Origin of the sequence: Mucilaginibacter sp., from assembly GCF_965200995.1 — a bacterium.
Lineage (GTDB): Bacteria > Bacteroidota > Bacteroidia > Sphingobacteriales > Sphingobacteriaceae > Mucilaginibacter.
This window is the reverse complement of the sequence record NZ_OZ241743.1, coordinates 2,439,295-2,463,320: the sequence shown is the minus strand read 5'-3', so window position 1 is coordinate 2,463,320 and position 24,026 is coordinate 2,439,295. Positions and strand designations below refer to the sequence as shown.

At 46.0% G+C, this 24,026-nt stretch carries 24 protein-coding genes; 15 read left to right on the top strand and 9 right to left on the bottom strand.

What is annotated here, in order from left to right; translation table 11 throughout:
- Positions 1-298 precede the first annotated feature (298 nt).
- A complete protein-coding gene (locus ACY652_RS11580) occupies positions 299-604 on the bottom strand; it encodes a hypothetical protein (protein ID WP_462264532.1) in 306 nt (101 codons plus the stop codon).
- A 117-nt stretch (positions 605-721) separates the two neighbouring features.
- On the opposite strand from ACY652_RS11580, the gene ACY652_RS11575 reads away from it, so the two are divergent.
- From ACY652_RS11575 to ACY652_RS11550, 6 genes are all read left to right on the top strand, one after another.
- The gene (locus ACY652_RS11575; RefSeq protein ID WP_462264531.1) at positions 722-1,675 is read left to right on the top strand and encodes an MBL fold metallo-hydrolase; all 954 of its coding nucleotides are present in this window, start codon (positions 722-724) and stop codon (positions 1,673-1,675) included.
- A 144-nt stretch (positions 1,676-1,819) separates the two neighbouring features.
- Complete coding sequence (locus ACY652_RS11570; protein WP_462264530.1) at positions 1,820-2,755, top strand: alpha/beta hydrolase; 936 nt, start codon at positions 1,820-1,822, stop codon at positions 2,753-2,755.
- 78 nt (positions 2,756-2,833) lie between these two features.
- Entirely contained in the window at positions 2,834-3,073 is a 240-nt protein-coding gene (locus ACY652_RS11565) for a hypothetical protein (protein WP_462264529.1), read from the top strand.
- Positions 3,070-3,465, top strand: coding sequence for a hypothetical protein (locus ACY652_RS11560; RefSeq protein WP_462264528.1), 396 nt, complete (start codon positions 3,070-3,072; stop codon positions 3,463-3,465). The genes ACY652_RS11565 and ACY652_RS11560 overlap by 4 nt, the downstream gene beginning before the upstream one ends.
- 185 nt (positions 3,466-3,650) lie before the next feature.
- Positions 3,651-4,115: a hypothetical protein gene (locus tag ACY652_RS11555; RefSeq protein WP_462264527.1), complete on the top strand. Its 465-nt coding sequence runs from the start codon at positions 3,651-3,653 to the stop codon at positions 4,113-4,115.
- Positions 4,116-4,479: 364 nt separating this feature from the next.
- Positions 4,480-5,034 (top strand): REP-associated tyrosine transposase, encoded by a 555-nt coding sequence (locus tag ACY652_RS11550; protein ID WP_462264526.1) that lies wholly within the window; start codon positions 4,480-4,482, stop codon positions 5,032-5,034.
- 120 nt (positions 5,035-5,154) lie between these two features.
- On the opposite strand, the gene ACY652_RS11545 is transcribed toward ACY652_RS11550, so the two are convergent.
- From ACY652_RS11545 to ACY652_RS11535, 3 genes are all read right to left on the bottom strand, one after another.
- Positions 5,155-5,802, bottom strand: coding sequence for a hypothetical protein (locus ACY652_RS11545; protein WP_462264525.1), 648 nt, complete (start codon positions 5,800-5,802; stop codon positions 5,155-5,157).
- A gap of 331 nt (positions 5,803-6,133) precedes the next feature.
- Entirely contained in the window at positions 6,134-6,634 is a 501-nt protein-coding gene (locus ACY652_RS11540) for a protease (RefSeq protein WP_462264524.1), read from the bottom strand.
- A gap of 192 nt (positions 6,635-6,826) precedes the next feature.
- Entirely contained in the window at positions 6,827-7,510 is a 684-nt protein-coding gene (locus ACY652_RS11535; protein ID WP_462264523.1) for a tetratricopeptide repeat protein, read from the bottom strand.
- Between the two features lie 532 nt (positions 7,511-8,042).
- Here ACY652_RS11535 and guaA point away from each other — a divergent pair.
- The 5 genes from guaA to ACY652_RS11510 all read left to right on the top strand — a co-directional run bounded on the left by guaA (position 8,043) and on the right by ACY652_RS11510 (position 14,266).
- Positions 8,043-9,572, top strand: a complete 1,530-nt coding sequence (guaA, locus tag ACY652_RS11530; protein ID WP_462264522.1) for a glutamine-hydrolyzing GMP synthase — start codon at positions 8,043-8,045, stop codon at positions 9,570-9,572.
- A complete protein-coding gene (locus ACY652_RS11525) occupies positions 9,559-10,800 on the top strand; it encodes an ABC transporter substrate-binding protein (RefSeq protein ID WP_462264521.1) in 1,242 nt (413 codons plus the stop codon). The genes guaA and ACY652_RS11525 overlap by 14 nt, the downstream gene beginning before the upstream one ends.
- A complete protein-coding gene (locus ACY652_RS11520) occupies positions 10,797-11,963 on the top strand; it encodes an RsmB/NOP family class I SAM-dependent RNA methyltransferase (protein WP_462264520.1) in 1,167 nt (388 codons plus the stop codon). Before ACY652_RS11525 ends, ACY652_RS11520 begins: the two co-directional genes overlap by 4 nt.
- An 85-nt stretch (positions 11,964-12,048) precedes the next feature.
- Positions 12,049-12,711, top strand: coding sequence for a TetR family transcriptional regulator C-terminal domain-containing protein (locus ACY652_RS11515; RefSeq protein ID WP_462264519.1), 663 nt, complete (start codon positions 12,049-12,051; stop codon positions 12,709-12,711).
- Between the two features lie 232 nt (positions 12,712-12,943).
- Positions 12,944-14,266, top strand: a complete 1,323-nt coding sequence (locus ACY652_RS11510) for an ABC1 kinase family protein (protein ID WP_462264518.1) — start codon at positions 12,944-12,946, stop codon at positions 14,264-14,266.
- A 24-nt stretch (positions 14,267-14,290) separates the two neighbouring features.
- On the opposite strand, the gene ACY652_RS11505 is transcribed toward ACY652_RS11510, so the two are convergent.
- Together ACY652_RS11505 and ACY652_RS11500 are read right to left on the bottom strand one after the other, a co-directional pair.
- On the bottom strand, positions 14,291-14,614 hold the full coding sequence (locus ACY652_RS11505; protein WP_462264517.1) for a hypothetical protein: 324 nt from the start codon (positions 14,612-14,614) through the stop codon (positions 14,291-14,293).
- Between the two features lies 1 nt (position 14,615).
- Positions 14,616-14,753, bottom strand: coding sequence for a hypothetical protein (locus ACY652_RS11500; RefSeq protein ID WP_462264516.1), 138 nt, complete (start codon positions 14,751-14,753; stop codon positions 14,616-14,618).
- A 733-nt stretch (positions 14,754-15,486) separates the two neighbouring features.
- Between ACY652_RS11500 and ACY652_RS11495 the strand changes: the two genes are divergently transcribed.
- The 3 genes from ACY652_RS11495 to ACY652_RS11485 are packed head-to-tail and all read left to right on the top strand — an operon-like array spanning position 15,487 to position 18,636.
- Positions 15,487-16,395 (top strand): NAD-dependent epimerase/dehydratase family protein, encoded by a 909-nt coding sequence (locus tag ACY652_RS11495; protein ID WP_462264515.1) that lies wholly within the window; start codon positions 15,487-15,489, stop codon positions 16,393-16,395.
- Between the two features lie 29 nt (positions 16,396-16,424).
- Positions 16,425-17,333: a TIGR01777 family oxidoreductase gene (locus tag ACY652_RS11490; protein WP_462264514.1), complete on the top strand. Its 909-nt coding sequence runs from the start codon at positions 16,425-16,427 to the stop codon at positions 17,331-17,333.
- Entirely contained in the window at positions 17,326-18,636 is a 1,311-nt protein-coding gene (locus tag ACY652_RS11485; protein ID WP_462264513.1) for a cryptochrome/photolyase family protein, read from the top strand. Before ACY652_RS11490 ends, ACY652_RS11485 begins: the two co-directional genes overlap by 8 nt.
- Positions 18,637-18,712: 76 nt before the next feature.
- Here the strand turns inward: ACY652_RS11485 and ACY652_RS11480 are convergent, their stop codons facing one another.
- From ACY652_RS11480 to ACY652_RS11470, 3 genes are all read right to left on the bottom strand, one after another.
- Positions 18,713-19,729, bottom strand: a complete 1,017-nt coding sequence (locus ACY652_RS11480) for an FKBP-type peptidyl-prolyl cis-trans isomerase (protein ID WP_462264512.1) — start codon at positions 19,727-19,729, stop codon at positions 18,713-18,715.
- Positions 19,730-19,734: 5 nt separating this feature from the next.
- Positions 19,735-20,241 (bottom strand): FKBP-type peptidyl-prolyl cis-trans isomerase, encoded by a 507-nt coding sequence (locus tag ACY652_RS11475; protein ID WP_462264511.1) that lies wholly within the window; start codon positions 20,239-20,241, stop codon positions 19,735-19,737.
- A 136-nt stretch (positions 20,242-20,377) separates the two neighbouring features.
- Positions 20,378-20,821 carry a MarR family winged helix-turn-helix transcriptional regulator gene (locus ACY652_RS11470; protein ID WP_462264510.1) on the bottom strand — a complete coding sequence of 148 codons (444 nt, stop codon included), beginning with the start codon at positions 20,819-20,821 and terminating at the stop codon, positions 20,378-20,380.
- Positions 20,822-21,561: 740 nt separating this feature from the next.
- Between ACY652_RS11470 and pheT the strand changes: the two genes are divergently transcribed.
- Positions 21,562-23,964 carry a phenylalanine--tRNA ligase subunit beta gene (gene pheT / locus ACY652_RS11465; RefSeq protein WP_462264509.1) on the top strand — a complete coding sequence of 801 codons (2,403 nt, stop codon included), beginning with the start codon at positions 21,562-21,564 and terminating at the stop codon, positions 23,962-23,964.
- Positions 23,965-24,026 lie beyond the last annotated feature (62 nt).

Sequence of the window (24,026 nt, the reverse complement as noted above, 5' to 3'; positions counted from 1 at the left end):
TTTAGAGATATTGGCTAAGGTAGGCGTTTGAGATGAATTCTGAGTGTTTGCGTTATATAATTGTGCTGCTATTCGCTGGTTGTATTTAGTGCTCTAATGAACGTTTCTCTACTTTTTGCCTGATCAAAAAGTAGAAAAAAATCAAGGCAGAAAAAAAGCTTCCGCCCGCCAGGCCAGCCCACTGCTTAGTTATGAATCAAAGGAGTGAAGCAGTAAATGATTGATAGTTAATTAATTGAATATTTTTCCCTCTCCGGGGAGGGCAGGGAGGGGTTATTTACACCAGGCAAAAACTTCGTTAATACGCCAACTGCCTGATCTTCACAAATACCATTACGCCGTAGGCAATCAGTACTACAGTGTTAATTACCAGCGCCCAGTTTAGATCGGCATGGCGGTACTGGTTGCGGGTGCAGATCACGAGCAGGGTGATAAAGCCAAGCATCAACAGGATTGGCGCGGCCAGCGCCAGCTTGTTATCGGTAATAATGTATAAGTGCTTTAGTGCGCTGCTGTCGCCGGTGAAGAAAGGGATCAGCGCCAGTATCACTAAAAATAAAACGAGGCGCACCATTACTTTGGCGGCAATGCGGCTAAATTTCATACCGGCGGTAAAAATAAACAGGTAAGGGCGGGTATCCTAATTTAACTTGCATCATTTAACTTGCACCCTGCATAGCAGAGGTTGCTTATCTTCGCCGGTAACTCAATTAAATTTCTGATGCGCCGATTATTTTACAGCTTTATTACGGGCAGCCTGCTGCTCAACATTGCCGCAGCGCAGCCAAAACCTGCCGCTTTCCGCATAGTGCCCTTAGGCGTAAAGGGGGGCATTGATGAAAGCAACCTGTCGGCCTATATGGTAGCGGCCGCAGGTGCGCAAAATTATGTGTGCCTGGATGCCGGTACCCTGCACTTCGGTATTGAACAGGCCATAAAGCAGCACACCTTCAACGTACCCGCCACCCGGGTACTGCGGCAATACATCAAAGGCTACTGCATCTCGCACTCGCACCTCGACCATCTATCGGGCCTCATCATCAATTCGCCAGAGGATAGCAGTAAAAACATCTATGCGCTGGAAGACTGTATCAACACCTTTAAAACCCATTACTTCACCAATAAAAGCTGGAGCAACTTTGCCAACGAGGGCGAGGCGCCGCAACTAAAAAAGTATACATACCAGGTGCTGGAGCCGGAGGTAAGCAGGCCGGTGGCCGGAACGGAAATGCAGCTCACGGCTTATCCGCTTAGTCATGGCAATTTAACCAGTACAGCGTTTGTACTAAAGAGCAAGCAAAACTATCTGTTGTATTTGGGCGATACCGGCCCCGATGAGATAGAGCACAGCCAGCGCCTGCAGCACCTATGGCAAAGCATTGCCCCGATAATAAAGAACAAAACGCTGAAAGGCATCATGATCGAGGTTTCCTTTCCGGATGAACAGCCCGATAAAAGCCTGTTCGGGCACCTTACCCCGCGCTGGCTGATGCAGGAAATGGCCCGGCTGGAAAGCTTCACCGGCAAGGGCAGCCTGAAAGGGTTGAATGTGATCATCACCCATGTAAAGCCGCCGGAAGAAAAGATTGCCCGGCTGAAAAAGCAGTTGCTGGAAGAAAACAGCTTACAGCTCCACCTGATTTTTCCGGTACAGGGAAAAGTATTAGCTTTATAGTTTAATGCCCCTTACCTTTTTTTACTTTCCTGTCATTCTGAGCGATAGCGAAGAACCTGTAAGGCAGCAGAGCCAAGTGTACAGGTTCTTCGCTACCGCTCAGAATGACATTGTTTTTATCTTGCAACAACCAAACTATAAACCATGAAACTTAACATTACCTTCATCGCCCTACTACTCGGCAGCCTGCTGGCCCAGGCGCAGCCCCGCCCCCGTTCGCCGTTTCAGGCGCCGCACTCGTACAATGAACAAAGCCAGCCCCAGGCACGGGTGATGGAAAACCTGAAGGCGCACAGCCTCTCGCTGGGGCACGATGTGAATTACAGCATTTACCTGCCGCCCGATTATTACACCAATGAGCGCACCTACCCGGTGGTGTACCTGCTGCACGGCTATGGCGACGACCATACGGGCTGGACACAATTCGGAAACATTGACCGCCTGGCCGACAAGGCCATTGCCGAGGGCACCATACCGCCCATGATCATCGTGATGCCCGATGCCGGCAGCAGCTGGTACATCAATTCGTTCGATGGCAAAACCAAGTACGAGGATTTTTTCATTAAGGACTTTATCCCGCAGATAGACAAGCAATACCATACCAAACCGCAAAAGCAGTACCGGGCGCTGGCCGGCCTCTCGATGGGCGGCTACGGCACCATGATCTACGCATTGAAATACCCCGACCTGTTCAGCGCGGCAGCACCGCTGAGCGGGGCTATCCGCAATGATGAGGATATGGTGAACACCGCCGACGACCGCTATGAAAAGGTGTTCGGCCAGCTTTATGGCCGTGGCCTGAAGGGTAAAGACCGCCTGAACGATGCCTGGTACAAAAACTCGGTGCTCAGCCTGCTGCAAAACAAAACACCCGAGCAGTTGGGCGCCGTGCGCTACTGGATTGACTGCGGCGACGATGATGCCCTGAGCAAAGGCAACTCGCTGCTGCACATTGCCCTGATGGAAAAGCACGTGCCCCACGAGTTCCGCATCCGCGACGGCGCCCACAACTGGACCTACTGGCGAACCGGCATTATTGATGCGCTGGCGTTTGTTGGGGTGAGTTTCAGGCAGCAGTGAGAAAATATAATATATGCTGCAAGCTGTAAGCTTGCAGCATTTTAGGTCTAAGTTACGCTACGCTAAACTTAGACCAGTATGAGGGTCAAAGCAGGAATTGATCCTATTGAACAATTTACTGGAAGTTTTAGGCCAGATATTAGTAGTGATGGTTCAACCTTAACGATTACCATAACAAACACAACTAGTATCAAATCTTTATTTTATGGTATTATTCCTGATTACCATAGGTCAACTTTCAAACCAGGTGGCAACATGATTCAAACTTATATTATCAAAGAGCCTATAGAGTTTAATAGAATAGATAGATTTAAATGATTAAATATATACAATTTCAACTTGTAGCTGTCAGCTTATTATGTATGCTTTTTTTTAGTTGTACTTATAATAAGCGTTTGAACAACCACTTTTATTTAACAACTTTTGATAGTGACGACAATATCGTTTTGGCTTATAAGGATTCAGAAGATTATATGTTCACAGTCGTGGATGAAAAAATTGAGGCTTATTTGATATGTAGAGACGTAATATTTATCGTTCAACATCCTATAAGTAATCATAAAGTTAACGATGACATTACAAATTATTTTATTGTCGACATCAACATAGATTACTCTGATGAGAAATTAAAACCTCAATCAGTTAGTTTAACTCAATTTATGAAGAAGATGCAAGAATTATGTAATGGAGCATCATTAAAAAAAATATAATATGTACGTGTAGTGCGATTGAAAAAAAAGGATTAAAAACCAGGGAAGGTTGTGCATATAACTGATAAACAGTATATTGTTTGAGCAAGCTGGAAGCTTGCAGCATTTTAGGTCTAAGTTACGCTGCGCTAAACTTAGACCAGTGTTGTAAATAAATTGGATGGCAAAAAAATATTCACTTCTAAATGCTTTATTATAAACTTCTACTTATTGTTCTGTTGAATGCCAAAAGCATTAAACCACCTACACTTCAAGGCACTTACAAGGCTGATTACGGCAAAGATGCATTTAAAATATTGCAGATTTATAATGATGTCCGTCACCATAAAACTTATTTTTATATGGAACTTAACCGGGGCGCGCCAAGCTATAATTCTGGTGCATTTTATGGAGAAATGGCGGCAACCGCTGTTAAAAACCACTTTACGTATATATATAAAGAGCTTGGAGGCGGCTGCAAACTGAGTTTTGTTCGTAGCCACAACCGCATCGTTGTGAAGACAGTTGAGGGCAGTTGCCCTTTTGGTGGCAACGTTTATGCTGACGCTTTATATGACTTAATAAGTTCTAAAAATCCGCAATGGTTTATTGACCGAAAAGGGCAGAAAATTCGTTTCAATAAAACACCGCCTTGGAAATATATATTCTAACCTGTGGGCAGTCTTTAATTTTAATACAATAATTTTTTATGTAGCTTCAACACTGGTCTAAGTTTAGCGCAGCGCAACTTAGACCCACCATGCAGCAAGCTTTCAGCTTGCCCAAACATTACCTGCATTTACACTCTCACTCACGCTCGTTTGTAACGAGCGTGGCCTCCCCTTACCGGTTTAAGTCTTCCACAGGGCGACTTAAACCTTAGTATAAACCCAGCACTCCTGTGCACTCAACTCTGGTCTAAGTTTAGCGCAGCGTAACTTAGACCTAAAATGCAGTAAGCTTCCAGCTTACTATAACCTACCCCACCATGCTGCAAGCTTCCAGCTTGCCCAAACATTACCTACCTTTACCCCTATGGGCCACAAATACGCTTTCCGCAAACACGATGAACTGTACTTCGTCAGCTTTGCCACGGTGAACTGGATAGATGTATTTGTACGGCGCCTCTACTGCGAAATTGTAGTGGATAGCCTGCGTTACTGTATTGCGAATAAAGGCTTGGAACTGTATGCCTGGTGCATCATGTCGAGCCATGTGCACCTGATCATCAGCTCGGCCGAAGGCAACTTGTCGGAAATCATCCGCGATCTGAAGCGGCACACCTCAAAAGCCCTGCTGAAAGCCATTGCCGAAAATCAGCAGGAAAGCCGCCGCCAATGGATGCTATGGATGTTTGAGCGGGCGGGCCGGCGCAACCCGAACAACGAGCAGTACCAGTTTTGGCAGCAAAACAACCACCCGGTAGAATTGGCTACCCCGCAGATGCTGCAGCAAAGGCTGAACTATCTGCATCAAAACCCGGTGGTATCAGGCGCAGTAGATTTTCCGCCCGATTACCTGTACAGCAGCGCGAAGGATTATTATACGGAGCAGGCGGGTTTGTTGCCTGTGATTTTAGTGAACGGGTAAGCTGAAAGCTTACTGCATTTTAGGGCAAGCTGGAAGCTTGCAGCATTTTAGGTCTAAGTTACGCTGCGCTAAACTTAGACCAGTGTTATAATGTTACCGTTGAAGTCATAACTGATGCAATCAAAACCTGAGCTCTTTTCCACGTCGATACATCCTTACCTTCGCCAACGAAGATAAAACTGTATCACTCGGCATGTATAGAGTACTATCAAACATTTGTTTATATTTGGTTAAATCATCAGGATAACTTTGATAAATTAAAGTCGCTTTTCGTAAATACATATATAATTTACGGGCTTCGAACATGGTAATTTTAGTGTGGCGTAATACTGGATGGTGCAATATTTTGCTACATAATGCAGCGTTTATGATCCCCGTAACTTGAACTTTACTATGAGGAGAAATAAATTCTATGTCATAAGCATCAATGTAAAATAAACTTGGCGCGTCTTGCCTTGACATCACCAACATGGAAGATCTGAAGCTTGAATCTCTTGCTGAAGATTTACAGGTATAAAGTATTTTCTTAGATGTATTATTAGTTATAGTTAGAGATAATTTCAAATAAGGATAGTCCAAATGATCACCCGTACTAGCTATTGTATCAACTATTATTAATTTTTCACAATTTAAGGTCAGGTAATGACATGACTTGGATAAAGTGGTTGGTATCCCTGCGTTTTTATTTAGACAGGATGTCATACAAATCAGCAATAGAGACATTATTGTCCAGACTTCTATAATGGTGCACTTCGTATTTGTTGTCATAATTATTTATAAAATCCGCTCAACACATTAGTTCGATACGGCTCAGTTACATAATTAAAAACTTTAGTTTGACTTCGCCCCAACACTGGTCTAAGTTTAGCGCAGCGCAACTTAGACCCACCATGCAGCAAGCTTTCAGCTTGCCCAAACATTACCTGCATTTACGCTCTCACTCACGCTCGTTTGTAACGAGCGTGGCCGCTGTTAAGCGTTTGCAACGCACGTTACCTGGCGCAAAGGCGTTGCAAACGAGCGCAAGTGAGAAAGGTTACAAACGGGCGCAGGCAACGTATACCAGATGAATTACCTGCTGACTATTTTTTAATAACCGCTAATTTTTAACCCGGAGTTCTATCGTTTCCCCCGCTGGTAATCCACTTATACCGCCACCGGTATATTTAACGGTATACTTGCCCGGTTCCAAAGTATAATTAGCGGCCAGATTAATTACCGTGCTCACACTTTTGTGGGCGGCTACTTCCATATAGGCGTCCGCGGGTGGCGGCATCATCCGGCGCGCCATTGCCCCCCTGAACGCAGCCTCATTCCCCTTCGCATCCATAATGTCAAAATACTTCCCCAACCGTGGCTCGAACGGGCTTTCCCATTTACAGAATTTCAGCGGCTTGTTGGTATTGTTGGTTACCGTAAAAGTCAGCGGAACAGAATCTCTGGTTAATGCCTTGACGTTTGCGCTCATTTTCACAGCTAATTTTTCGGCCCCGATGGTATATTCATTCATACGTACCGTTTGTGTGAGCGCCTTTTGCGTGTGGCAGCCTGCGGCAACCATAGCAGTTGAAAATAGAAAGGCATAGAATTGATGTTTCATGCAGATTGATGTTTTGTTTATGACCACATTTTAACCACAAGGTTTATTCGGGGTGGAAGAATAGCCTTGCTAATGATACGTAAGCGGAGAACATATCGCTACACCACAAACCACAGCAATTATAGTCCTCAACTGCCACAAGCGGGAAGGCTTTTGTATAACCTGATGGTTAATGCATCCTGCATCTCCACCTTACTTCCAAAAACTGCAATAATCATGATAGGTGATCAAGGGGGTACTCGGCTTAGTCAATTTTTGGGCCGCTATCCGGTCAGCTTCGGCATCGGCGGTATCTTTTGGGTTGAGCATATACTTTACCGCACCCCGCCTGAAATACGCATCTTCCAGCTCTTTAAAGTTACTTCCGGGTTTAAGCACCTTGTTCAGATCCTGTAAGGCGCCCTGGTAGTTTTTTTGCTGCTGCCGGTTAATCGCCCGGTCATACCAATACTTTATACTATCGGGGTAAGCCTGAAGCAGAGCGGTAAATCCGGCTTCTTGCTTCTTGTAATCGCCTACCGTATAATAATATTGCCGCAAGCTGTCGTACCCTGTTTTTGGGCGGTAACCGGTAGTGAATGCCCTGCGGTAATAATTCCCGGCCTGTTCCATTTCGTCCATATTAGTTTCCGGAGCGCCTTGCCAGTAATGGGTACGGGTAGCCTTGTAGTAATAGTAATCACCCCTTGCGTAAAGCATCTTACCCGTAAGCGCACGTTCATTTTTGTAAGGCATTTCCCCGGCTGCATCCTGTTTTTGAAAATCCCATCTAAAAATACAGGATGATAACAGCCCTGAAAAGGCAATCATCAGCCACAGGCTAAGCCCGGCCGGCCGCTTGTTGTTCGTACTGGTCATTTGCTGTTGGGTTGGCATATAGTAGTTAAAGGCGTAACTGCTATTTTAGTTTGCTGCTGGTACGTCTTGATATCAAGGTTTAACACCTGGTGCCTAACAGTAAATGCGCACACCTTTCACATATGGTAATCAACGAAGCCGGGATTTTTAGCAAGACAACGATGAGGCAACGCCTAACCGCTGTTACCAACGAATCCCAGCCCATTGGTACTGACACCAACCTGTCAGCGTTCACGGGTGTTCACGGGTGTTCACACCACCGTGAACGTGAACACCTGAATTTTTAATGACTAACCTGTTTGTTGCCATGGTTGTCGGCAGTACATGAGTAAGGCCCACTGCCAAAAAAAACACTTTTATTGCTTTTTATCGCCTTTTATGAACTTTAATAGCTTTTAAACCGCTGCTTAGCTTTCCCTGAATCGCACCATACCAGCACCTGTAGTTCCGAAATAGCGCAAGTTATACCCGGTATCTCTCCACCCAACTCCTTGATTTTCGACTTTCAACTTTACAATTTCAAATCCCCGGCAAATGGCTATCTTCGCCCATGCAAGAAAAAATCCTCATTCTTGATTTCGGCTCGCAGTTTACCCAACTGATTGCCCGCCGGGTGCGGGAGCTCAATATCTATTGCGAAATCCACCCCTTCAACCATTTTCCCGAAGTAGACAGCAGTGTAAAAGGCTTGATTTTGTCCGGCAGTCCATACTCCGTACGCCAGGCCGATGCGCCGCAGGTAGACCTTACCAGTTACCACGGCCATATGCCTGTACTGGGCGTTTGCTACGGGGCGCAATACATGGCGCAGCACAACGGCGGCGAGGTACTGCCCTCCAGCACTCGCGAGTATGGCCGCGCCAACCTGCATTATATCAATGAGCATAATGCCCTGCTGAAAGATATTCCCGCATTTTCGCAGGTATGGATGTCGCACGGCGACACTATTGCCAGCGTAGCCGGTGAGTTTGAGATAATTGCCAGCACCGATACCGTAAAGGTGGCTGCCTACCAGGTAAAAGGCACCCAAACCTACGGCATCCAGTTTCACCCGGAAGTAACCCATAGTATTGACGGCAAGCAGCTGCTGCAAAACTTTTTGGTAGACATCTGCGGCTGCGCACAAGACTGGACACCCGACTCCTTTATTGAAACCACCGTATCTGAACTAAAAGAAAAGTTAGGCAACGATAAAGTGGTATTAGGCCTTTCGGGCGGTGTGGATTCATCGGTAGCGGCCGTATTACTGCACCAGGCCATCGGCAAAAACCTGTACTGCATTTTTGTAGATAACGGCCTGCTGCGCAAGGATGAATTTGAATCGGTACTGGAATCGTACCAGCACATGGGCCTTAACGTAAAGGGCGTAGATGCCAAACAGCTTTTTTATGATGCATTAAGCGGCTTGTCTGACCCGGAAAAAAAACGCAAGGCCATTGGGCGCGTATTCATCGAGGTATTTGATGATGAAGCCCACCGAGTGCAGGAGGTAAAGTGGCTGGGCCAGGGTACTATTTACCCGGACGTGATTGAATCCGTATCGGTAAAAGGGCCTTCAGCCACCATCAAATCGCACCACAATGTAGGCGGCCTACCCGATTTTATGAAGTTGAAAGTGGTGGAACCCCTAAATACTTTGTTTAAAGATGAAGTACGTAAAGTGGGTAAAGCTTTGGGCATTGATGCGGCCATCCTGGGCCGACACCCCTTCCCCGGCCCTGGTTTGGCTATCCGCATTTTGGGCGACGTAACACCCGAGAAGGTGGCCGTATTACAACAGGCCGATGCAATTTACATCAACAATTTACGCAGTGCCGGTGTTTACGATAAGGTTTGGCAGGCAGGCGCTATTTACCTGCCGGTACAATCGGTAGGTGTAATGGGTGATGAGCGAACGTATGAAAACGTGATTTGCCTGCGTGCTGTAGAATCACTGGATGGCATGACAGCCGACTGGTGCCACCTGCCGTATGACCTGCTGGCTAAAATATCAAACGAAATCATCAACAATGTTAAAGGCATCAACCGCGTGGTATACGATATCAGTTCAAAACCGCCGGCTACTATTGAGTGGGAATAGGTGGCTGGCCGGGCTGTGCCTGCTATTGGCGGTAGCAGCCTGCTCGCCCAAAACCAGCCCGGTACCTTCGCGGCCGCAAACGCGGCAGGCACCGCCGGTGTCAACTACTGAAGCTGCGCCTAAAACTTCGGTAAAAACACCGAGAAAAAAGATTGAAGCTAAGTCATCTTCTATTGCACTACTGCTGCCTTTCGGGTTAGATCACCTGTCGTCGGCACGGGGGCTAAGCAAGGCGCAGCAGCGCATGGCCAATTTGTCTATCGATTATTATCAAGGCTTTAAATTAGGCCTGGATTCACTTACCCGTGAAGGCTACAACTACAAACTGCGGATATACGACAGCAAAGACGAACCTTTACAGGCCCGCGCACTTGGCGTAAATACCACCATACAAAACAGCAACCTCATTGTAGGCCCGGTATTTCCGGATGTAGTAAAAACCTTTGCTACCCTGCCGGCCATGCAAAATAAGCCCATAGTATCGCCGCTGGCCCCTACCTCGCCTGCTATATATCATAATAATGGCTTAATTACCGTAGCCCCGCCGCTTGAATATCATGCCCGTGCTACGGCCAGCTACCTTACCCGCAGCTTAGGCGCTAAAAAGATATTCATTCTGCGCTCGGGCTATACGGATGACAATAAATACATCCTGCCCCTGAAACGCATGATTGACAGCTTAGGGCGCAAAAAAGTTAAGGTAATTGATTTCGGCGTAGTGCGCGGCAGTTTAACGGCTTTGCTGCCGCAGCTATCGCGCACCAGTGAAAACTATTTTGTGGTGCCTTCTACCAACCAGGCATTCCTGATGGTTACATTGCGCTCACTGGATACGCTTACCCAGCGCTACCCGGTAGTACTGTTCGGGCACCCCAACTGGATAAAGTACGCCTTTTTAAAGGCTGACCTGTTGCAGCACCTCAAAACCCACATTACCAGTGCCGACCGCATTGATTACCGGTCGGACGAGGCCATAACTTTTATCCGCACCTATCGTAACACCTACCATCATGACCCTACTGAATATGCCTTTAAGGGTTTTGATGAAGGCTTGTATTTCGGCAGGGTGTTGGCCGAAAACGACAATGGACTAACTAACTTAAACCATGAAGCATTTACCGGTCTGCACAACAGCTTCGAATTTGTAAAAAAGCCGGGCCAGGGTTGGGTAAATACCCACGTGAATGTACTAAAATACATTAATTTTGAGTTGAAACAGGTAGAATGAAAGCCCTTAACCAGTTAAAAACTTTCCAGCGCCTGCTGAGTGAATTTCCGGGCGATACCCAGCTGAGTAAGTTTTTGCCCGGCTTCTTTCGCCAGAACAAGCAGATGGGCTCAACCGACCGGCGGGTAGCCAGCCGGCTCATCTACAATTATTCCCGCATAGGTCGAGCATTATCAAAGCATCTTCCCGAAGACCGCCTGATGGTAGCCGAGTTTTTATGCAACACGCAAACCAATTCCTTTTTGCAGCACTTTAAGCCCGATTGGATGGCTTATATGCACTACACGGTGGATGAAAAGGTGGCCGTGATCAAATCGGTTTACCCTGATTTCAAACTTACTGACGTTTACCCGCTCATCGGGCAGCTATCGCCGGAAATTGATACCAAAGCGTTCCTAAAATCTTTCTTTCAGCAGCCCGATCTGTTTATCCGTATGCGTAAGGGCTACGAGCAGCAGGTAAAGGCGGTACTGAAACAGGCTGATATTCTATTCAAAGATGAAGGGCAGAACTGCCTGTCGCTGCCCAATGGCACACGGCTGGAAACTTTGTTTAAAAACCAGCACTGGTACGAGGTGCAGGATTATTCCTCACAGCAAACCGCCCGGTACTTTAAACCGCAGCAGTGGGAAAACTGGTGGGATGCCTGTGCGGCATCAGGCGGTAAATCCCTACTGCTGCACGAGCAAGAGCCTGACCTCAAACTGGTAGTATCTGATATACGCGAATCTATCTTAGCCAACCTGGATGAACGTTTTCGCGAAGCGGGATTGAACCGCTATCAGAAAAAACTTTTAGACCTTACCCAGAACCCCGACTTTATAATGCATGATTATGCATTCGACGGTATCATTTTAGATGCGCCCTGCACAGGCTCCGGCACCTGGGGGCGCACACCGGAGCTGATCAGTCAGTTTGAGCCGCACCGTATACAATTTTTTCAGCGGCTGCAGCAAAACATCACTCGTAATGTAGTAAAGTACTTAAAGCCCGGCAAGCCGCTCATCTACATTACCTGTTCAGCATTTAAAGCCGAGAACGAAGATGCCGTTGCCTTTTTAACCACCGAACTGGGACTAAAAACTGAGCAGATGCAGGTATTAAAAGGCTACGAACATAAGGCCGATACCATATTTGTAGCCCGCCTGATTAAGCCTGAGTAAGATGCATCTCTATAGCGTAAGCTGTTTACTTCTGCATGACTTTTGCTGCACGGTATAATCGTATATTTACATCAAACCCAATATTATGGCTACTACCGAAAGCATACAATCCGCCTATATTGATTACGTACTTACCGAAGGGCATGAGCCTAAATCGGTATACCTGTTTGCCAAGAACAATGAGATGACCGAGGAGGAATTTTATCGTTTCTTTGGTTCGTTTGAGGCAGTTGAACAAAGCGTTTGGGCTGACCTGGCGAAGAAGACCATCACCGAAATTAAAACCCAGGAAGTTTGGCCACAATATTCAGCCCGCGAAAAGGCATTGTCTTTCTTTTACAGCTTTTTTGAGTTACTGAAAGGCAGCCGCAGCTTTGCCATTTACAGCCTGAAAAAGCACCAGCGCACTATGGGTACGCCACGTGTGCTGGAACAACTTAAAGTACAGGTAGAAAACTTTGCCGAAGACATTATCCGCCAGGGATTGGAAAGTAACGAACTGGAAGACCGCCGCTTTTTTACAAGCAAGTATAAAGATGCCTTTTGGCTGCAGTTTGGCTTTGTACTTAACTTTTGGGCAGGTGATAATTCTGCCGGGTTTGAAAAAACTGATGAGGCTATTGAAAAGGGTGTGAACCTTACGTTTGATTTATTTCAGCGTTCGGCAGTAGACAACCTGATTGATTATGGCAAGTTTCTGTTCAAGAATGGCGGGTTGAAGGACAAGTTACATCAGCGCCGCTGGTAGCTTTTTATCAATAATTAAATCAGTGCAGTCATTTCGACTGTAGGGAGAAATCCTCTACCGCAGACGAGTTGCCTGAAGAAGTTTTCTCCCTACGGTCGAAATGATTCAAGGCTTGCACTTTTTTTTTTCTACCTGCTTTATAAACCGCCTGCCCCCTTATCCAATTTAACCAATTAGGTATATAAGGCCATCTGCAATACAGATCCGGCCTTCCCAACGACATTTTTTTATAATGAACGATCAGAACAAAGAGCAAAGCAGCATACCCACCAGCAAAGTAGAGCGCTCGGCTAAGTTTGTGAAAACCGGTTTTCAGATAGGCGGCAACTACATTAAGCACTATTCTAAAAAGCTGTTTAATCCTGAATTAGACAAAAGTGAACTGAATGAAGACAATGCGACTGACATCTATCAATCATTAAGTGAATTGAAAGGCAGCGCCCTGAAAGTGGCTCAGATGCTGAGCATGGATAAAAATCTGCTGCCCGCAGCTTATGTGGATAAGTTTTCGCAATCACAATACAACGCGCCACCGCTTTCGGGGCCGCTCATTGTACAAACCTTTAAGAAATACTTTGGCAAATCACCGGAGCAGATCTATGATAAGTTTAACGTTAAATCTACCAATGCTGCTTCTATAGGCCAGGTACATCAGGCCGAACTGAAGGGACAGAAACTGGCGGTGAAGATACAGTACCCGGGTGTGGGCGATTCTATATCATCTGACCTGAAGCTGGTAAAGCCTTTCGCTTTCCGCTTACTGGGCATGAGTGCGAAGGAATTGGATGTATATATGCGTGAGGTTGAAGAACGCCTGCTGGAAGAAACGGATTATGAACTGGAAGTGCGCCGTTCGGTAGAATTTTCTAATGCCTGTTCCGTACTCAACAACGTGGTATTCCCTACTTATTATCCGGAGTTATCCAGCAAGCGCATTATCACCATGAGCTGGATTGAAGGAAAGCACCTGAAAGAGTTTTTAGCCACTAACCCATCACAGGAACTGCGCAACAAGATAGGTCAGGCCCTGTGGGACTTTTATAATTTTCAACAGCACGAACTGCGCGCCGTACATGCAGACCCACACCCCGGCAACTTCATGATTACCCCTGATGACAAGTTGGGCGCCATTGACTTTGGCTGCATTAAAGAAATGCCCGAAGACTTTTATTATCCCTTCTTTTCACTTACCTCTACCAATATGCTGGAAGATAAGGAAGAAACGATAAAAGCTTTCCGCCAGCTGGAAATGATATTACCTAATGACACGCCCCAACAGGTAGAATTTTATTACAGCATGTACAAACAGATGATCGGCCTGTTTGCCCGCCCATATATGAGCAGTACGTTTGATTTCGGCCAAAGTGAGTTTTTTGACGGTTTGTACCAGTTTGGCGAACAAATTGCAAAAATGCCCGAATTTAAGCAGGCCCGTGGCGTAAAGCATTTTATTTACGTTAACCGCACTAATTTTGGACTGTATAACATTTTACATGAACTAAAGGCTGAAGTGCATACCAATACTTATAAGCCGCATTTGCTGCCTGTAAGCTAAGCCTACTGCTGTAAATAATACTAACTATGTGCGGGGGCGTTTAAGATTGTACGCTACCAGAAACCTTAGATCAGCTTTTATAACACTACGAATATCCATTTCCTCTTCCATTTTGCTCAAGTGCTGATTAAGCTTCAATTTGATGGAATAAAACACGTCTAAAATAGTTTCGGGCAACATGCGGGTAACAATGGCCGGGTAATACTGGCGTTGTATTTCGGCTTTTTGTTGATCAGCCACTAAACTGATTTCCCAGTGGTCATCTGCCTTAAAACCATGTTCCTGAGCCGTATTTACTAAATCATATAAATAAATACGGCTTTGCTGGTCGGTGGTGTAATCCTTCATCTTATTTGGATTTCTTACCAACCGATGAATCCAGAGATGATGACGAACCTTTGTCGTTCTGATAAGCCGACGTTTTCTTTTTTGACTCTGTTGAAGGCGCTTTTTTAGCCTCTTTGGTCGATTTTTTTTCTTTACTCATGATGATATATGTTATTCAATGTGCATTTATTGTTCAAGTTTGCAGATGCTGGCTTCCAGCAAGTTAAGATCATCGTATTAATAAAATTAACATTGCTGTATTCCTATCGCTACCTGCTTAGTGTTTCTGCAATGTAACTTTGTGCAGCAAACCTGGCTTTCTACATTGCCCCAATAAGGGTTGGATAACCATAAAAAATTTCGTTATCCGGCGGTTATGAACAGGGCTTACCAGGTATATATTACAAAAAACATCAACCAGGTTAGCTGTATAGTGTAGTTTACATTTTACTTTGCAGTGCGGCAAGCTCAATATATCATTTGCCGAGAATACTCAAACAAAGGATTTATAAAGTTATCAGCACTAAATAGCTATATTAGATACAAGCACAACACCGATGTTATTGTTTCATAATTAAATAATATTAAATACTTAACCAGTCACCCTCCAAAATTATTTTGCTACACACCAATCAACGGCATACATAACCACACACCACTGGAGAATGGCGAAGTAATCACTCAAACAACAGTGGACAGCGTTTGCCCGGAGGCATGCGCACAGGTATCATAAATTATTGCATCACTTCTTATCTGTTGGATACAAAGACTTCTTATATAAAGCGGTATTATAAAGAATTTGATACCTTTCTTAACTACCGCCGCTACATCGGTTTAGGTTTTAAGGCCGGTTTCTAAAACAGCACAGGCCTTTTTATTGTTGCTGTTAGTGTATGAAAGTTTTGCTCACAGGTGCAGGCAGTTATTTAGGCAATCATCTCATCCCGGTGTTATTACAGAAAGGATATGAAGTGCTGTGCCTTGTGCGTGATGAGAAATTATTCAGAAAGCAGAACCTGCTGGCCGATCAGGTGACCCTGATTACCGGCGATTTATTGCGTACACGCAATATGCCTCCTCTACCTGTTGATATTGATGCGGCCTACTACCTAAGCAATTCGCTTACACAAACTTCGGCCTTTGCAGGGCTTGAGGCCTTAACCGCCGAAAACTTTGTTAAGTACATTAATGAAACGCGCTGCCAGCACATTATTTCGGTAAGTGATATTGATTCAGAAGAAACAGATGCCAGCCGCTCGCGCCGGCATGTAGAAGACATTTTGTACAGGGGCAGCCCTTCGTTAACGGTTTTGCGCTCCTCGCTGGTGATTGGCCCCCACAGCATTGTTTCTGAAATGCTGAACGGCCTTACCGAACACAACCCCATTGTGATTGCCAAAAACTGGGCAAATGCTAAGATACAGCCCATAGCCGTTGATGATGTAATTGGTTACATGGAAGCCTGCCTGCTTAATAAATCAACTTACAACACAGTGTATACCATAGGCGGCCCCGAGGTACTTACCGTAAAGGAGATGATTATAGCTTATGCCGAGGTATGTAAGCATAAGCGGGTGCGCATTGTAACCGTACCCATGGTATCAAAGCAGCTGTCTACCTACTGGCTTAATTACCTTACGCCCATCAGTTTTCCGGCTGCGCAGAGTTTGATTGAAAACCTGGAAAGCGACAGCATTGCCTATGATGACAGCATTACCCGCATTATTGGCCGCAGCTGCCTTTTTTACCGCGACGCGCTGCAACAGTCGGGCAATAAAATACAACAGCCGGCAGCAAACTAACCTCCGGTCTCCGGGTTTCCATTTCTGTAATGCAAAAGCAACATATACTGATTACAGGCGGTAGCGGGCTTATTGGCAAGCACCTAAGTGAGGCCCTGTTAAATCAGGGGCACCAGGTAAGCCATTTAAGCCGGAAACCCGGTGGTGATCCTCACATCACAACGTTTCTATGGAACATCAATACCAAAGAAATTGATGAGCGGTGCGTTGATGGTGTAACCACCATTATACATTTAGCAGGGGCAGGGATTGCAGACCGTCGCTGGACGGATCAGCGCAAAAATGAAATCATCAGCAGCCGGGTGGATTCGATCCGGCTGATTTATGATCTGTTACAACGCAAATCGCACCAGGTAAAGTCGGTGATCTCCGCATCAGCTACCGGCTATTACAGCAACCGGGGCGATAAGATACTTACGGAGCAGAGCGCACCGGCGCATGATTTTTTAGGCGCCTGCTGCGTAAAGTGGGAAGCCGCCGTTGACGAGGGAAAAGCCTTAGGCTTGCGGGTGGTAAAATATCGTACAGGCGTTGTATTGAGCACAGAAGGCGGAGCCCTGCCTGAATTGGCCAGGCCTATTAAATTAGGTTTAGGCGCTCCTTTAGGTAACGGCCGCCAGTGGATTCCCTGGATTCATTTGCAGGATGTGACAGACTTATATATAATGGCGGTAAATGATATGAATATACAGGGGGTATTTAATATGTCGGCGCCTGAGCCGGTAACTAACTGGACACTTACCAACAGGGTGGCCAGGCAGTTAAAGAAGCCGTTATGGCTGCCCGCAGTACCGGCTTTTATATTAAAACTTATTTTTGGTGAGATGAGTGCGGTGGTATTGGGCAGCACCCGTGCCGTGCCCCAGGCATTGCATAGCTTAAACCATACCTTTAAATACCCTAAGGTTGAGGAAGCATTACAACAATTATATGGATAAAAAAACACCGGTAAGTATTTGCTGGTTCCGGCGCGATTTACGGCTGCACGATAATGCCGCACTTTACCATGCCTTAAAAGGCGAACACCCGGTACTGCCCCTTTTTATTTTTGACCGCGAAATACTGGATGAGCTGGAAGATAAGGACGATGCCCGCTTAACTTTTATTTACAACAGCGTTGAAAAGATGCGCGATGAACTGCAGCAGCAGGGCAGCAGTATCATTATTAAATATGGCAAGCCGGCCCAGGTGTGGGATGAACTATTGAAGGAGTACCCTGTAGCGGCCGTATATACCAACCGCGATTATGAACCTTACGCCAAAAACCGCGATACAGCCATTGCGGCAAAGCTCTCAGAAAAAGGTATCCCCTTTAATGATTATAAAGACCAGATGATTTTTGACCGCAGCGAAGTGGTTAAAGATGATGGTAAGCCCTACACCGTATTTACACCTTATAAAAAACGCTGGTTTAAAACCTTAAAGCCCTTTCACCTTAAAGCCTACCCTACCGGGAAGTACTTTAATAACCTGGCACAAACCCGTCCGCTGCATGTAATCACCTTAAAAGAAATGGGGTTTGTAAAAAGTGAACTGGAGTTTCCAAAGGATGAATATGAGGATATTATAGAAGACTACGCCAAAAACCGTGATTACCCGGCCAAGAAGGGCACCTCGCATATTGGCCTGCATTTGCGTTTTGGCACCGTCAGCATCAGGGATTGTGCCCGCAGGGCCTTTGAAAAAGAGCAAACCTGGCTGGGCGAACTGGTGTGGCGCGAATTTTATATGATGGCGCTCGATCATTTTCCAGAAACGCAAACCAAAGCTTACCGGCCTAAATATGATCATATCAATTGGCGTAATAACGAAAAGGAATATGAAGCCTGGTGCAGGGGCGAAACCGGCTACCCGCTGGTAGATGCCGGTATGCGGGAACTGAACGCCACCGGCTTTATGCACAACCGGGTACGCATGGTAACCGCCAGCTTTTTAGTAAAACACCTGTTAGTAGACTGGCGCTGGGGCGAACATTATTTTGCCCGAAGACTGCTGGATTACGAAGCCTCTACCAATATAGGCAGCTGGCAGTGGGTAGCCGGCTCGGGTACTGATGTGATGCCCTACTTCAGGATATTTAACCCGGAAGCACAGCTCAAAAAATTCGACCCGAAGAAGGAATATATAAAGCAATGGGTGCCCGAGTATGATGATGCAGATAAATACCCCGCTCCGATGGTTGATAACCGCGAAGGCAAGGAACGCGCATTGAAGGAATACCGGGCCGCAGTGGCAAAATAAGTACATAAACCAAACAGGCCGCAATACTATTACTGCGGCCTGTTTGGTTTATGTATGCTGATATTATTTCTTGTTTTTAGTTAACAACCGTATTTACCGTAGCATCAAACATTAAACAGCTATGTGACGGATAGGTGCTGTAACCGGTTAAACCATAAGCCAGCCTGGAAGGTACAATAATGGTAAACTCAGTACCTGTAACTTTAGCTAACAGCAGGGCTTCGCGTAATCCCACAGTTTGATCATTAGGATTACCCGGATTACTCATGTAATAGGTTGCGCTTGCAGATTGTGTTCCTGTAGCTGAATAGTTTGCCGGAAATACTACAGTGCCGTTCAGCAGCGTACCACGATACTCAAAGGTAACCACCGAGCTTTCATTGATGGCCACGGTACCGGTGCCGGGGGTGCGCACTTTGTAATAAAAGGTTACCCCTTTGTTGGCTGCTGAGGAAGTAACCGTAACCGGTGTAAAGCCGGTAAGGTTATTGGCAGCGATGTATTTTTGAATACTGATAGCATCATACGTATTTATGTTGTTAGCATAACGGGTGCCCTGCTGGTCAACAGCTACATTATTAACTACATTGATATACATATCCAGGGGCTTGTTACCGCCAATTCTGATGCTGCCGGCAATCAGGCCGCCGCTACGGCCAAAGGCCAGCCGCGAAGGCACTAATATATGCAAGCGTGTACCCTGCCTTTTTACCAGGTTGGTCATGGCCAGTCTTACACCTTCAGGCGCAAGTGCACCAAAAATAAAATATTGGCCTGCATAAGAATAGTTATGGTTTACAATACTATCTACCTGCGAGAATGAACCGTCCAAGGTTTTTATGGTATAGGTGGTATTAATTAAGGTAGTGGCGTCAACCGCCGGGCCGGTGCCCTGGCCAAGTATTTCGTAATAAATGCCCGATGTATCGCCGCCGGTTACATCGCGCTTCATGTTGGTTAAGCCATTTGCCGAAATATAGTTTCTGATCTGCTCATCATCATATTCCTTAATGGTTTGCTGCGTTTTATCTTTACGGCACGAGGCCAGCCCGGCAGTAATCAGTAAAAACAGTACGTATATATTATTTTTCATTATGCTTAGTTAACAACGTCGTAAACGGTAATCTGAAAATCAAGTATGGAGTTGGCCGGCAAATGCAGCGAAGGTTGTTCATAAGGCCCGTAAGCATAGCGCGACGCCATCAGTATGCGGATGGTTTTACCCTTATCGCACCTGGATTTAAGCAGACTTAAACTCCAGCCCTTGATCATTTCCGACAGCCTGAACGAGGGGTGAAAATTATCGGTTTTAATAAATGTGGTATCAGCATTCAGCACTTTGCCGGTATAGCCTACCGTTACCAGCGTTGAGGTGGAGTACAGGGCCGAATTGGTACCTTGAGGAATTGTGGTATACCATAATCCGGTACTGTCGCCTACTGCCTTTCCAAAAGTACCCTGAAGCTTGTTCGTTGTAATGTAATTCTGCAAAATCTGGTCATCAATGGCAGCCTGCTGCTTTACCTGGTTGGCAACGTTGCCGTCTTTTTTACAGCCGGCAAACAGCATTGCACTTAACCCGATTATCAACAGCAGCCTGAGCATCAACTTTTTTTGAAACGGCAAATTTATTGTTTTATCTATCAAAACCAGCAGCTTAACATTTTTTAACACATAAATGTACACAGCACTGCTGCTATAACGCCGTTATGAGGGTTTAATGATAACGGCTTTTAAAATTTCAGTCCTGCTCTTCGGGTACATAATCCAAAGTAAGCTGGTTCAGCTTTTTAAGCATAGCGGTGAGGTAGTTTTTATCCTTTTCACTGATGTGATCGTTCAGGTAATTGTTAAACGCCTTTACTACCCTTCGTGCCATTCGCCGCTTCTCGCGGCCCGTTTCTGTAAGGTATATCTTTACCGAGCGTTTATCCCCCTGGTTAGATTCGCGGTAAATAAGCCCCATTTGCTCTAACTGACTTAACATGCGCGACAAACTGGTAGATTTCAACCCCAGCAACGCAGCCGCCCTGGATACGGTTGTTCCCTCCTTTTCATCAATGTTAATGAGCAGATAACCGATAGATTGGGTAATACCGTGCTCTACCACCAACTGGTTATACCGGTTGGCCATGGTTTGCCATACTATTTTCAAAAAGTAATCTATCGTTTCCTGCTGTTTCATCTGCTATGCAAGCATAATAATAAAATACTGCTTTTTAAAGCCGGTAATGATAATTGTTGTGCGCTTGCGCAAACCCTGCACAAAATTACAGCCATTGTATATGCCCCGGTGTGTACCATACAGGGGCTGGCAGCTTCGCCATCATTGTTCAGAAGGTTTTTCAGCTGATGTGCTCCGCTTCGCATTACAATGAAACAGGTTTAATATCACCTGATTCCTGCCTTCCGGATAGGGGTGCTATACCCTCTCATCAGTTCAAAAAAAGTGTAAACCTAAAGTTTACACTTTTTCTAAAACATCGCACTTAAACTTCTGATATTCATCATTTTAAAAAAAACCAAAGTTTACACTATTTACAACCATTAGTTGTACATCTTACCGGCGTTATTCACTCTGGTTTTTTATGCCTGCCCGGAGGCGTGGAGCTGAAAACGGGTTACGCCTGGGTGATACGTTGCTGTAATTATCAAATGCCCGGGAATCGAAAATCAGGTCAGTATCAACCTTGTTACAGCAGCTCACCGGCTAAGTACACGTTTGGGTTTAACCTGTACTTCTGCTGTTGCAGCACTGCTGACGATGGGGTGCCGGAATTACTTAAGCATTACAGGCCGGCGGTATTTTTAATTACTGATTTCCCTGACACTTGTGGCGGCATCCCCTGCTGCTGCTAATTCGGGCTGTCCGGCTTTCGCACTCCCTTCAAAAAAGTTATCTTTGCCGGGTTATCATCCGCATAAATGAAAATTTCGTATAACTGGCTTAAAGAATTTATTACCACCGATAAAACGCCTGAACAATTATCGCAGATACTGACCGGCATCGGCCTGGAAGTAGAATCACTTGACAAAGTGCAGGCTATACCCGGCGGGCTGGAAGGGCTGGTTATTGGCTACGTAAAGCAGGCCGGACAGCACCCTAATGCCGACCGTTTGCGGGTAACCAAAGTAGATGTTGGCGGCCCCGAAGAACTGCAGATTGTATGCGGTGCGCCCAATGTGGCCGCCGGGCAAAAGGTAGTGGTAGCTACCGCAGGCACTACCGTATACCCTACGCAAGGCGAGCCGTTTACAATCAACAAATCTAAAATCCGCGGCGAGGTATCGGAAGGAATGATCTGCTCCGAAGATGAGATCGGCCTGGGCGAATCTCATGCCGGCATTATGGAACTGGATGCTGATGCCCAGGTGGGCACGCTGGTTAAAGATTATTTTCAGCTGAATGATGATTACCTGTTCGAGATCGGCCTTACCCCTAACCGGGCGGATGCCACCTCGCACCTGGGTACCGCACGTGATATTGCCGCCTTTTTAAAAAGCAAGCTTAACCGGCCTGATGTTTCGGCATTTAAGGTTGACAGCGAAGATTTGGTAATACCGGTTGAAGTAGAAAACCAACAGGCCTGCCGGCGCTATAGCAGCGTTACCATTTCGGGCGTAAAGGTAACCGAATCGCCCAAGTGGCTTAAAGAGAAGCTGGCGGTTATTGGGGTACGTGCTATTAATAATATAGTAGACGTAACCAATTACGTACTGCACGAACTGGGCCAGCCCCTGCACGCCTTTGATGCCGCAGCTATTACCGGCGAAAAGGTAGTGGTGAAAACCGGCTTACCCGGTACAAAATTCACCACCTTAGATAATGCTGAGCGCACGCTGGATGCTGATGATCTGATGATTTGCAATGCCAATGCGCCTATGTGCATTGCCGGTGTGTTCGGCGGGGCCGATTCTGGCGTTACAGAAAGCACAATTAACGTATTTTTAGAAAGCGCCTGTTTCAACCCGGTATCCATCCGTAAAACTTCCAAGCGGCACGGGGTAAAAACCGATGCTTCTTTCCGTTTTGAACGGGGCACCGACCCTGACATTACGGTATATGCGCTTAAACGTGCAGCCTTGCTCATTCAGGAGGTTGCCGGTGGTACCATCAGTTCACAAGTTTCAGACCTCTATCCTAACCCGGCTGAGCCGTTTGCCGTTGATCTCACTTACCGCAATACCCTGCGGCTGATTGGGGCTGATATTCAGCATGAGGAAATTAAAGCCATTATTGAGGCGCTGGACATTGAGATAGTGAACGAAACCGCCGAAGGCTTGAGCCTGCGGGTGCCGCCTTACCGGGTAGATGTAACACGCGAAGTGGATGTGATTGAAGAAGTGCTGCGCATTTACGGGTACAACAACATTGCCATCCCTACCCAGATACGCGCTTCGCTGAATACCGCCAAACGGCCCGAGAAGGATACCATATACAATGCCATTGCCGATATGCTTTCGGCCAACGGTTTTAATGAGTTGTTGTGCAACTCCCTCACCAGTTCAAATTATGCCGCAAGTTTAGATCAGGCAGTTAAAATTCTGAACCCGCTGAGCAGCGATCTGGATATAATGCGCCAAACCCTGCTGTATTCGGGGCTGGAAGCCATTGCCTACAACCAAAACCGCCGCAGCGCCGACTTAAAGCTGTATGAGTTTGGCAAAATATACAGCTACAGCAACAACGAGTACCAGGAGCAAAACCGGATATCAGTATTCATTACCGGCGCTGGCCAGCCGGAACAATGGAATCAAAAAGCTTCACCGGTAACTTTCTACCAGCTTAAAGCTATTGTAGATGGCTTATTGAGCCGCCTTAATATAACAGAATACAGTGTGGATGAGGTATTAAATCACGAGCTGAGCTATGGCCTGCAATACCAGCATCGCGGCGGCAAAGCCCTGGTAGAATTTGGCGCCGTAGCGCCTGCTGCCCTTAAACTGGCGGATGTAAGCCAGGAAGTATTTTATGCCAGCTTTAACTTTGATTTATTGCTGCAACTGGTAAGCAGGAACGTGATCACTTACAAAGAGGTATCTAAGTTCCCGGCCGTTCGCCGCGATTTATCGATGCTGGTGGATACGCCGGTCACCTTTGAGCAGTTAAAGCAGATTGCCCGCAAAACTGAGCGCAAGTTATTAAAAGAGATCAATGTATTTGATGTATACCAGGGTGATAAACTGCCTGCCGGCAAAAAATCATACGCCCTCAGTTTTATTTTGCAGGATGAAGAAAAGACGCTGACGGATAAAACCATCGACGGCGTAATGCAGAAACTGATTTATAACCTGGGTAAAGAGGCCGGGGCGGAGATAAGAAAGTAATCAATTAAAATATTCCTGACTAAAGCTTTTTTACTTTTGAATTTTAAATTTTGACTTTTATA

What these genes read in the sequence shown, in the direction of transcription:
- ACY652_RS11580 (WP_462264532.1), bottom strand. Translation starts at nt 604, where the DNA reads ATGAAATTTAGCCGCATTGCCGCCAAAGTAATGGTGCGCCTCGTTTTA.
- ACY652_RS11575 (WP_462264531.1), top strand. Translation starts at nt 722, where the DNA reads ATGCGCCGATTATTTTACAGCTTTATTACGGGCAGCCTGCTGCTCAAC.
- ACY652_RS11570 (WP_462264530.1), top strand. Translation starts at nt 1,820, where the DNA reads ATGAAACTTAACATTACCTTCATCGCCCTACTACTCGGCAGCCTGCTG.
- ACY652_RS11565 (WP_462264529.1), top strand. Translation starts at nt 2,834, where the DNA reads ATGAGGGTCAAAGCAGGAATTGATCCTATTGAACAATTTACTGGAAGT.
- ACY652_RS11560 (WP_462264528.1), top strand. Translation starts at nt 3,070, where the DNA reads ATGATTAAATATATACAATTTCAACTTGTAGCTGTCAGCTTATTATGT.
- ACY652_RS11555 (WP_462264527.1), top strand. Translation starts at nt 3,651, where the DNA reads ATGCTTTATTATAAACTTCTACTTATTGTTCTGTTGAATGCCAAAAGC.
- ACY652_RS11550 (WP_462264526.1), top strand. Translation starts at nt 4,480, where the DNA reads ATGGGCCACAAATACGCTTTCCGCAAACACGATGAACTGTACTTCGTC.
- ACY652_RS11545 (WP_462264525.1), bottom strand. Translation starts at nt 5,802, where the DNA reads ATGACAACAAATACGAAGTGCACCATTATAGAAGTCTGGACAATAATG.
- ACY652_RS11540 (WP_462264524.1), bottom strand. Translation starts at nt 6,634, where the DNA reads ATGAAACATCAATTCTATGCCTTTCTATTTTCAACTGCTATGGTTGCC.
- ACY652_RS11535 (WP_462264523.1), bottom strand. Translation starts at nt 7,510, where the DNA reads ATGCCAACCCAACAGCAAATGACCAGTACGAACAACAAGCGGCCGGCC.
- guaA (WP_462264522.1), top strand. Translation starts at nt 8,043, where the DNA reads ATGCAAGAAAAAATCCTCATTCTTGATTTCGGCTCGCAGTTTACCCAA.
- ACY652_RS11520 (WP_462264520.1), top strand. Translation starts at nt 10,797, where the DNA reads ATGAAAGCCCTTAACCAGTTAAAAACTTTCCAGCGCCTGCTGAGTGAA.
- ACY652_RS11515 (WP_462264519.1), top strand. Translation starts at nt 12,049, where the DNA reads ATGGCTACTACCGAAAGCATACAATCCGCCTATATTGATTACGTACTT.
- ACY652_RS11510 (WP_462264518.1), top strand. Translation starts at nt 12,944, where the DNA reads ATGAACGATCAGAACAAAGAGCAAAGCAGCATACCCACCAGCAAAGTA.
- ACY652_RS11505 (WP_462264517.1), bottom strand. Translation starts at nt 14,614, where the DNA reads ATGAAGGATTACACCACCGACCAGCAAAGCCGTATTTATTTATATGAT.
- ACY652_RS11500 (WP_462264516.1), bottom strand. Translation starts at nt 14,753, where the DNA reads ATGAGTAAAGAAAAAAAATCGACCAAAGAGGCTAAAAAAGCGCCTTCA.
- ACY652_RS11495 (WP_462264515.1), top strand. Translation starts at nt 15,487, where the DNA reads ATGAAAGTTTTGCTCACAGGTGCAGGCAGTTATTTAGGCAATCATCTC.
- ACY652_RS11490 (WP_462264514.1), top strand. Translation starts at nt 16,425, where the DNA reads ATGCAAAAGCAACATATACTGATTACAGGCGGTAGCGGGCTTATTGGC.
- ACY652_RS11485 (WP_462264513.1), top strand. Translation starts at nt 17,326, where the DNA reads ATGGATAAAAAAACACCGGTAAGTATTTGCTGGTTCCGGCGCGATTTA.
- ACY652_RS11480 (WP_462264512.1), bottom strand. Translation starts at nt 19,729, where the DNA reads ATGAAAAATAATATATACGTACTGTTTTTACTGATTACTGCCGGGCTG.
- ACY652_RS11475 (WP_462264511.1), bottom strand. Translation starts at nt 20,241, where the DNA reads ATGCTCAGGCTGCTGTTGATAATCGGGTTAAGTGCAATGCTGTTTGCC.
- ACY652_RS11470 (WP_462264510.1), bottom strand. Translation starts at nt 20,821, where the DNA reads ATGAAACAGCAGGAAACGATAGATTACTTTTTGAAAATAGTATGGCAA.
- pheT (WP_462264509.1), top strand. Translation starts at nt 21,562, where the DNA reads ATGAAAATTTCGTATAACTGGCTTAAAGAATTTATTACCACCGATAAA.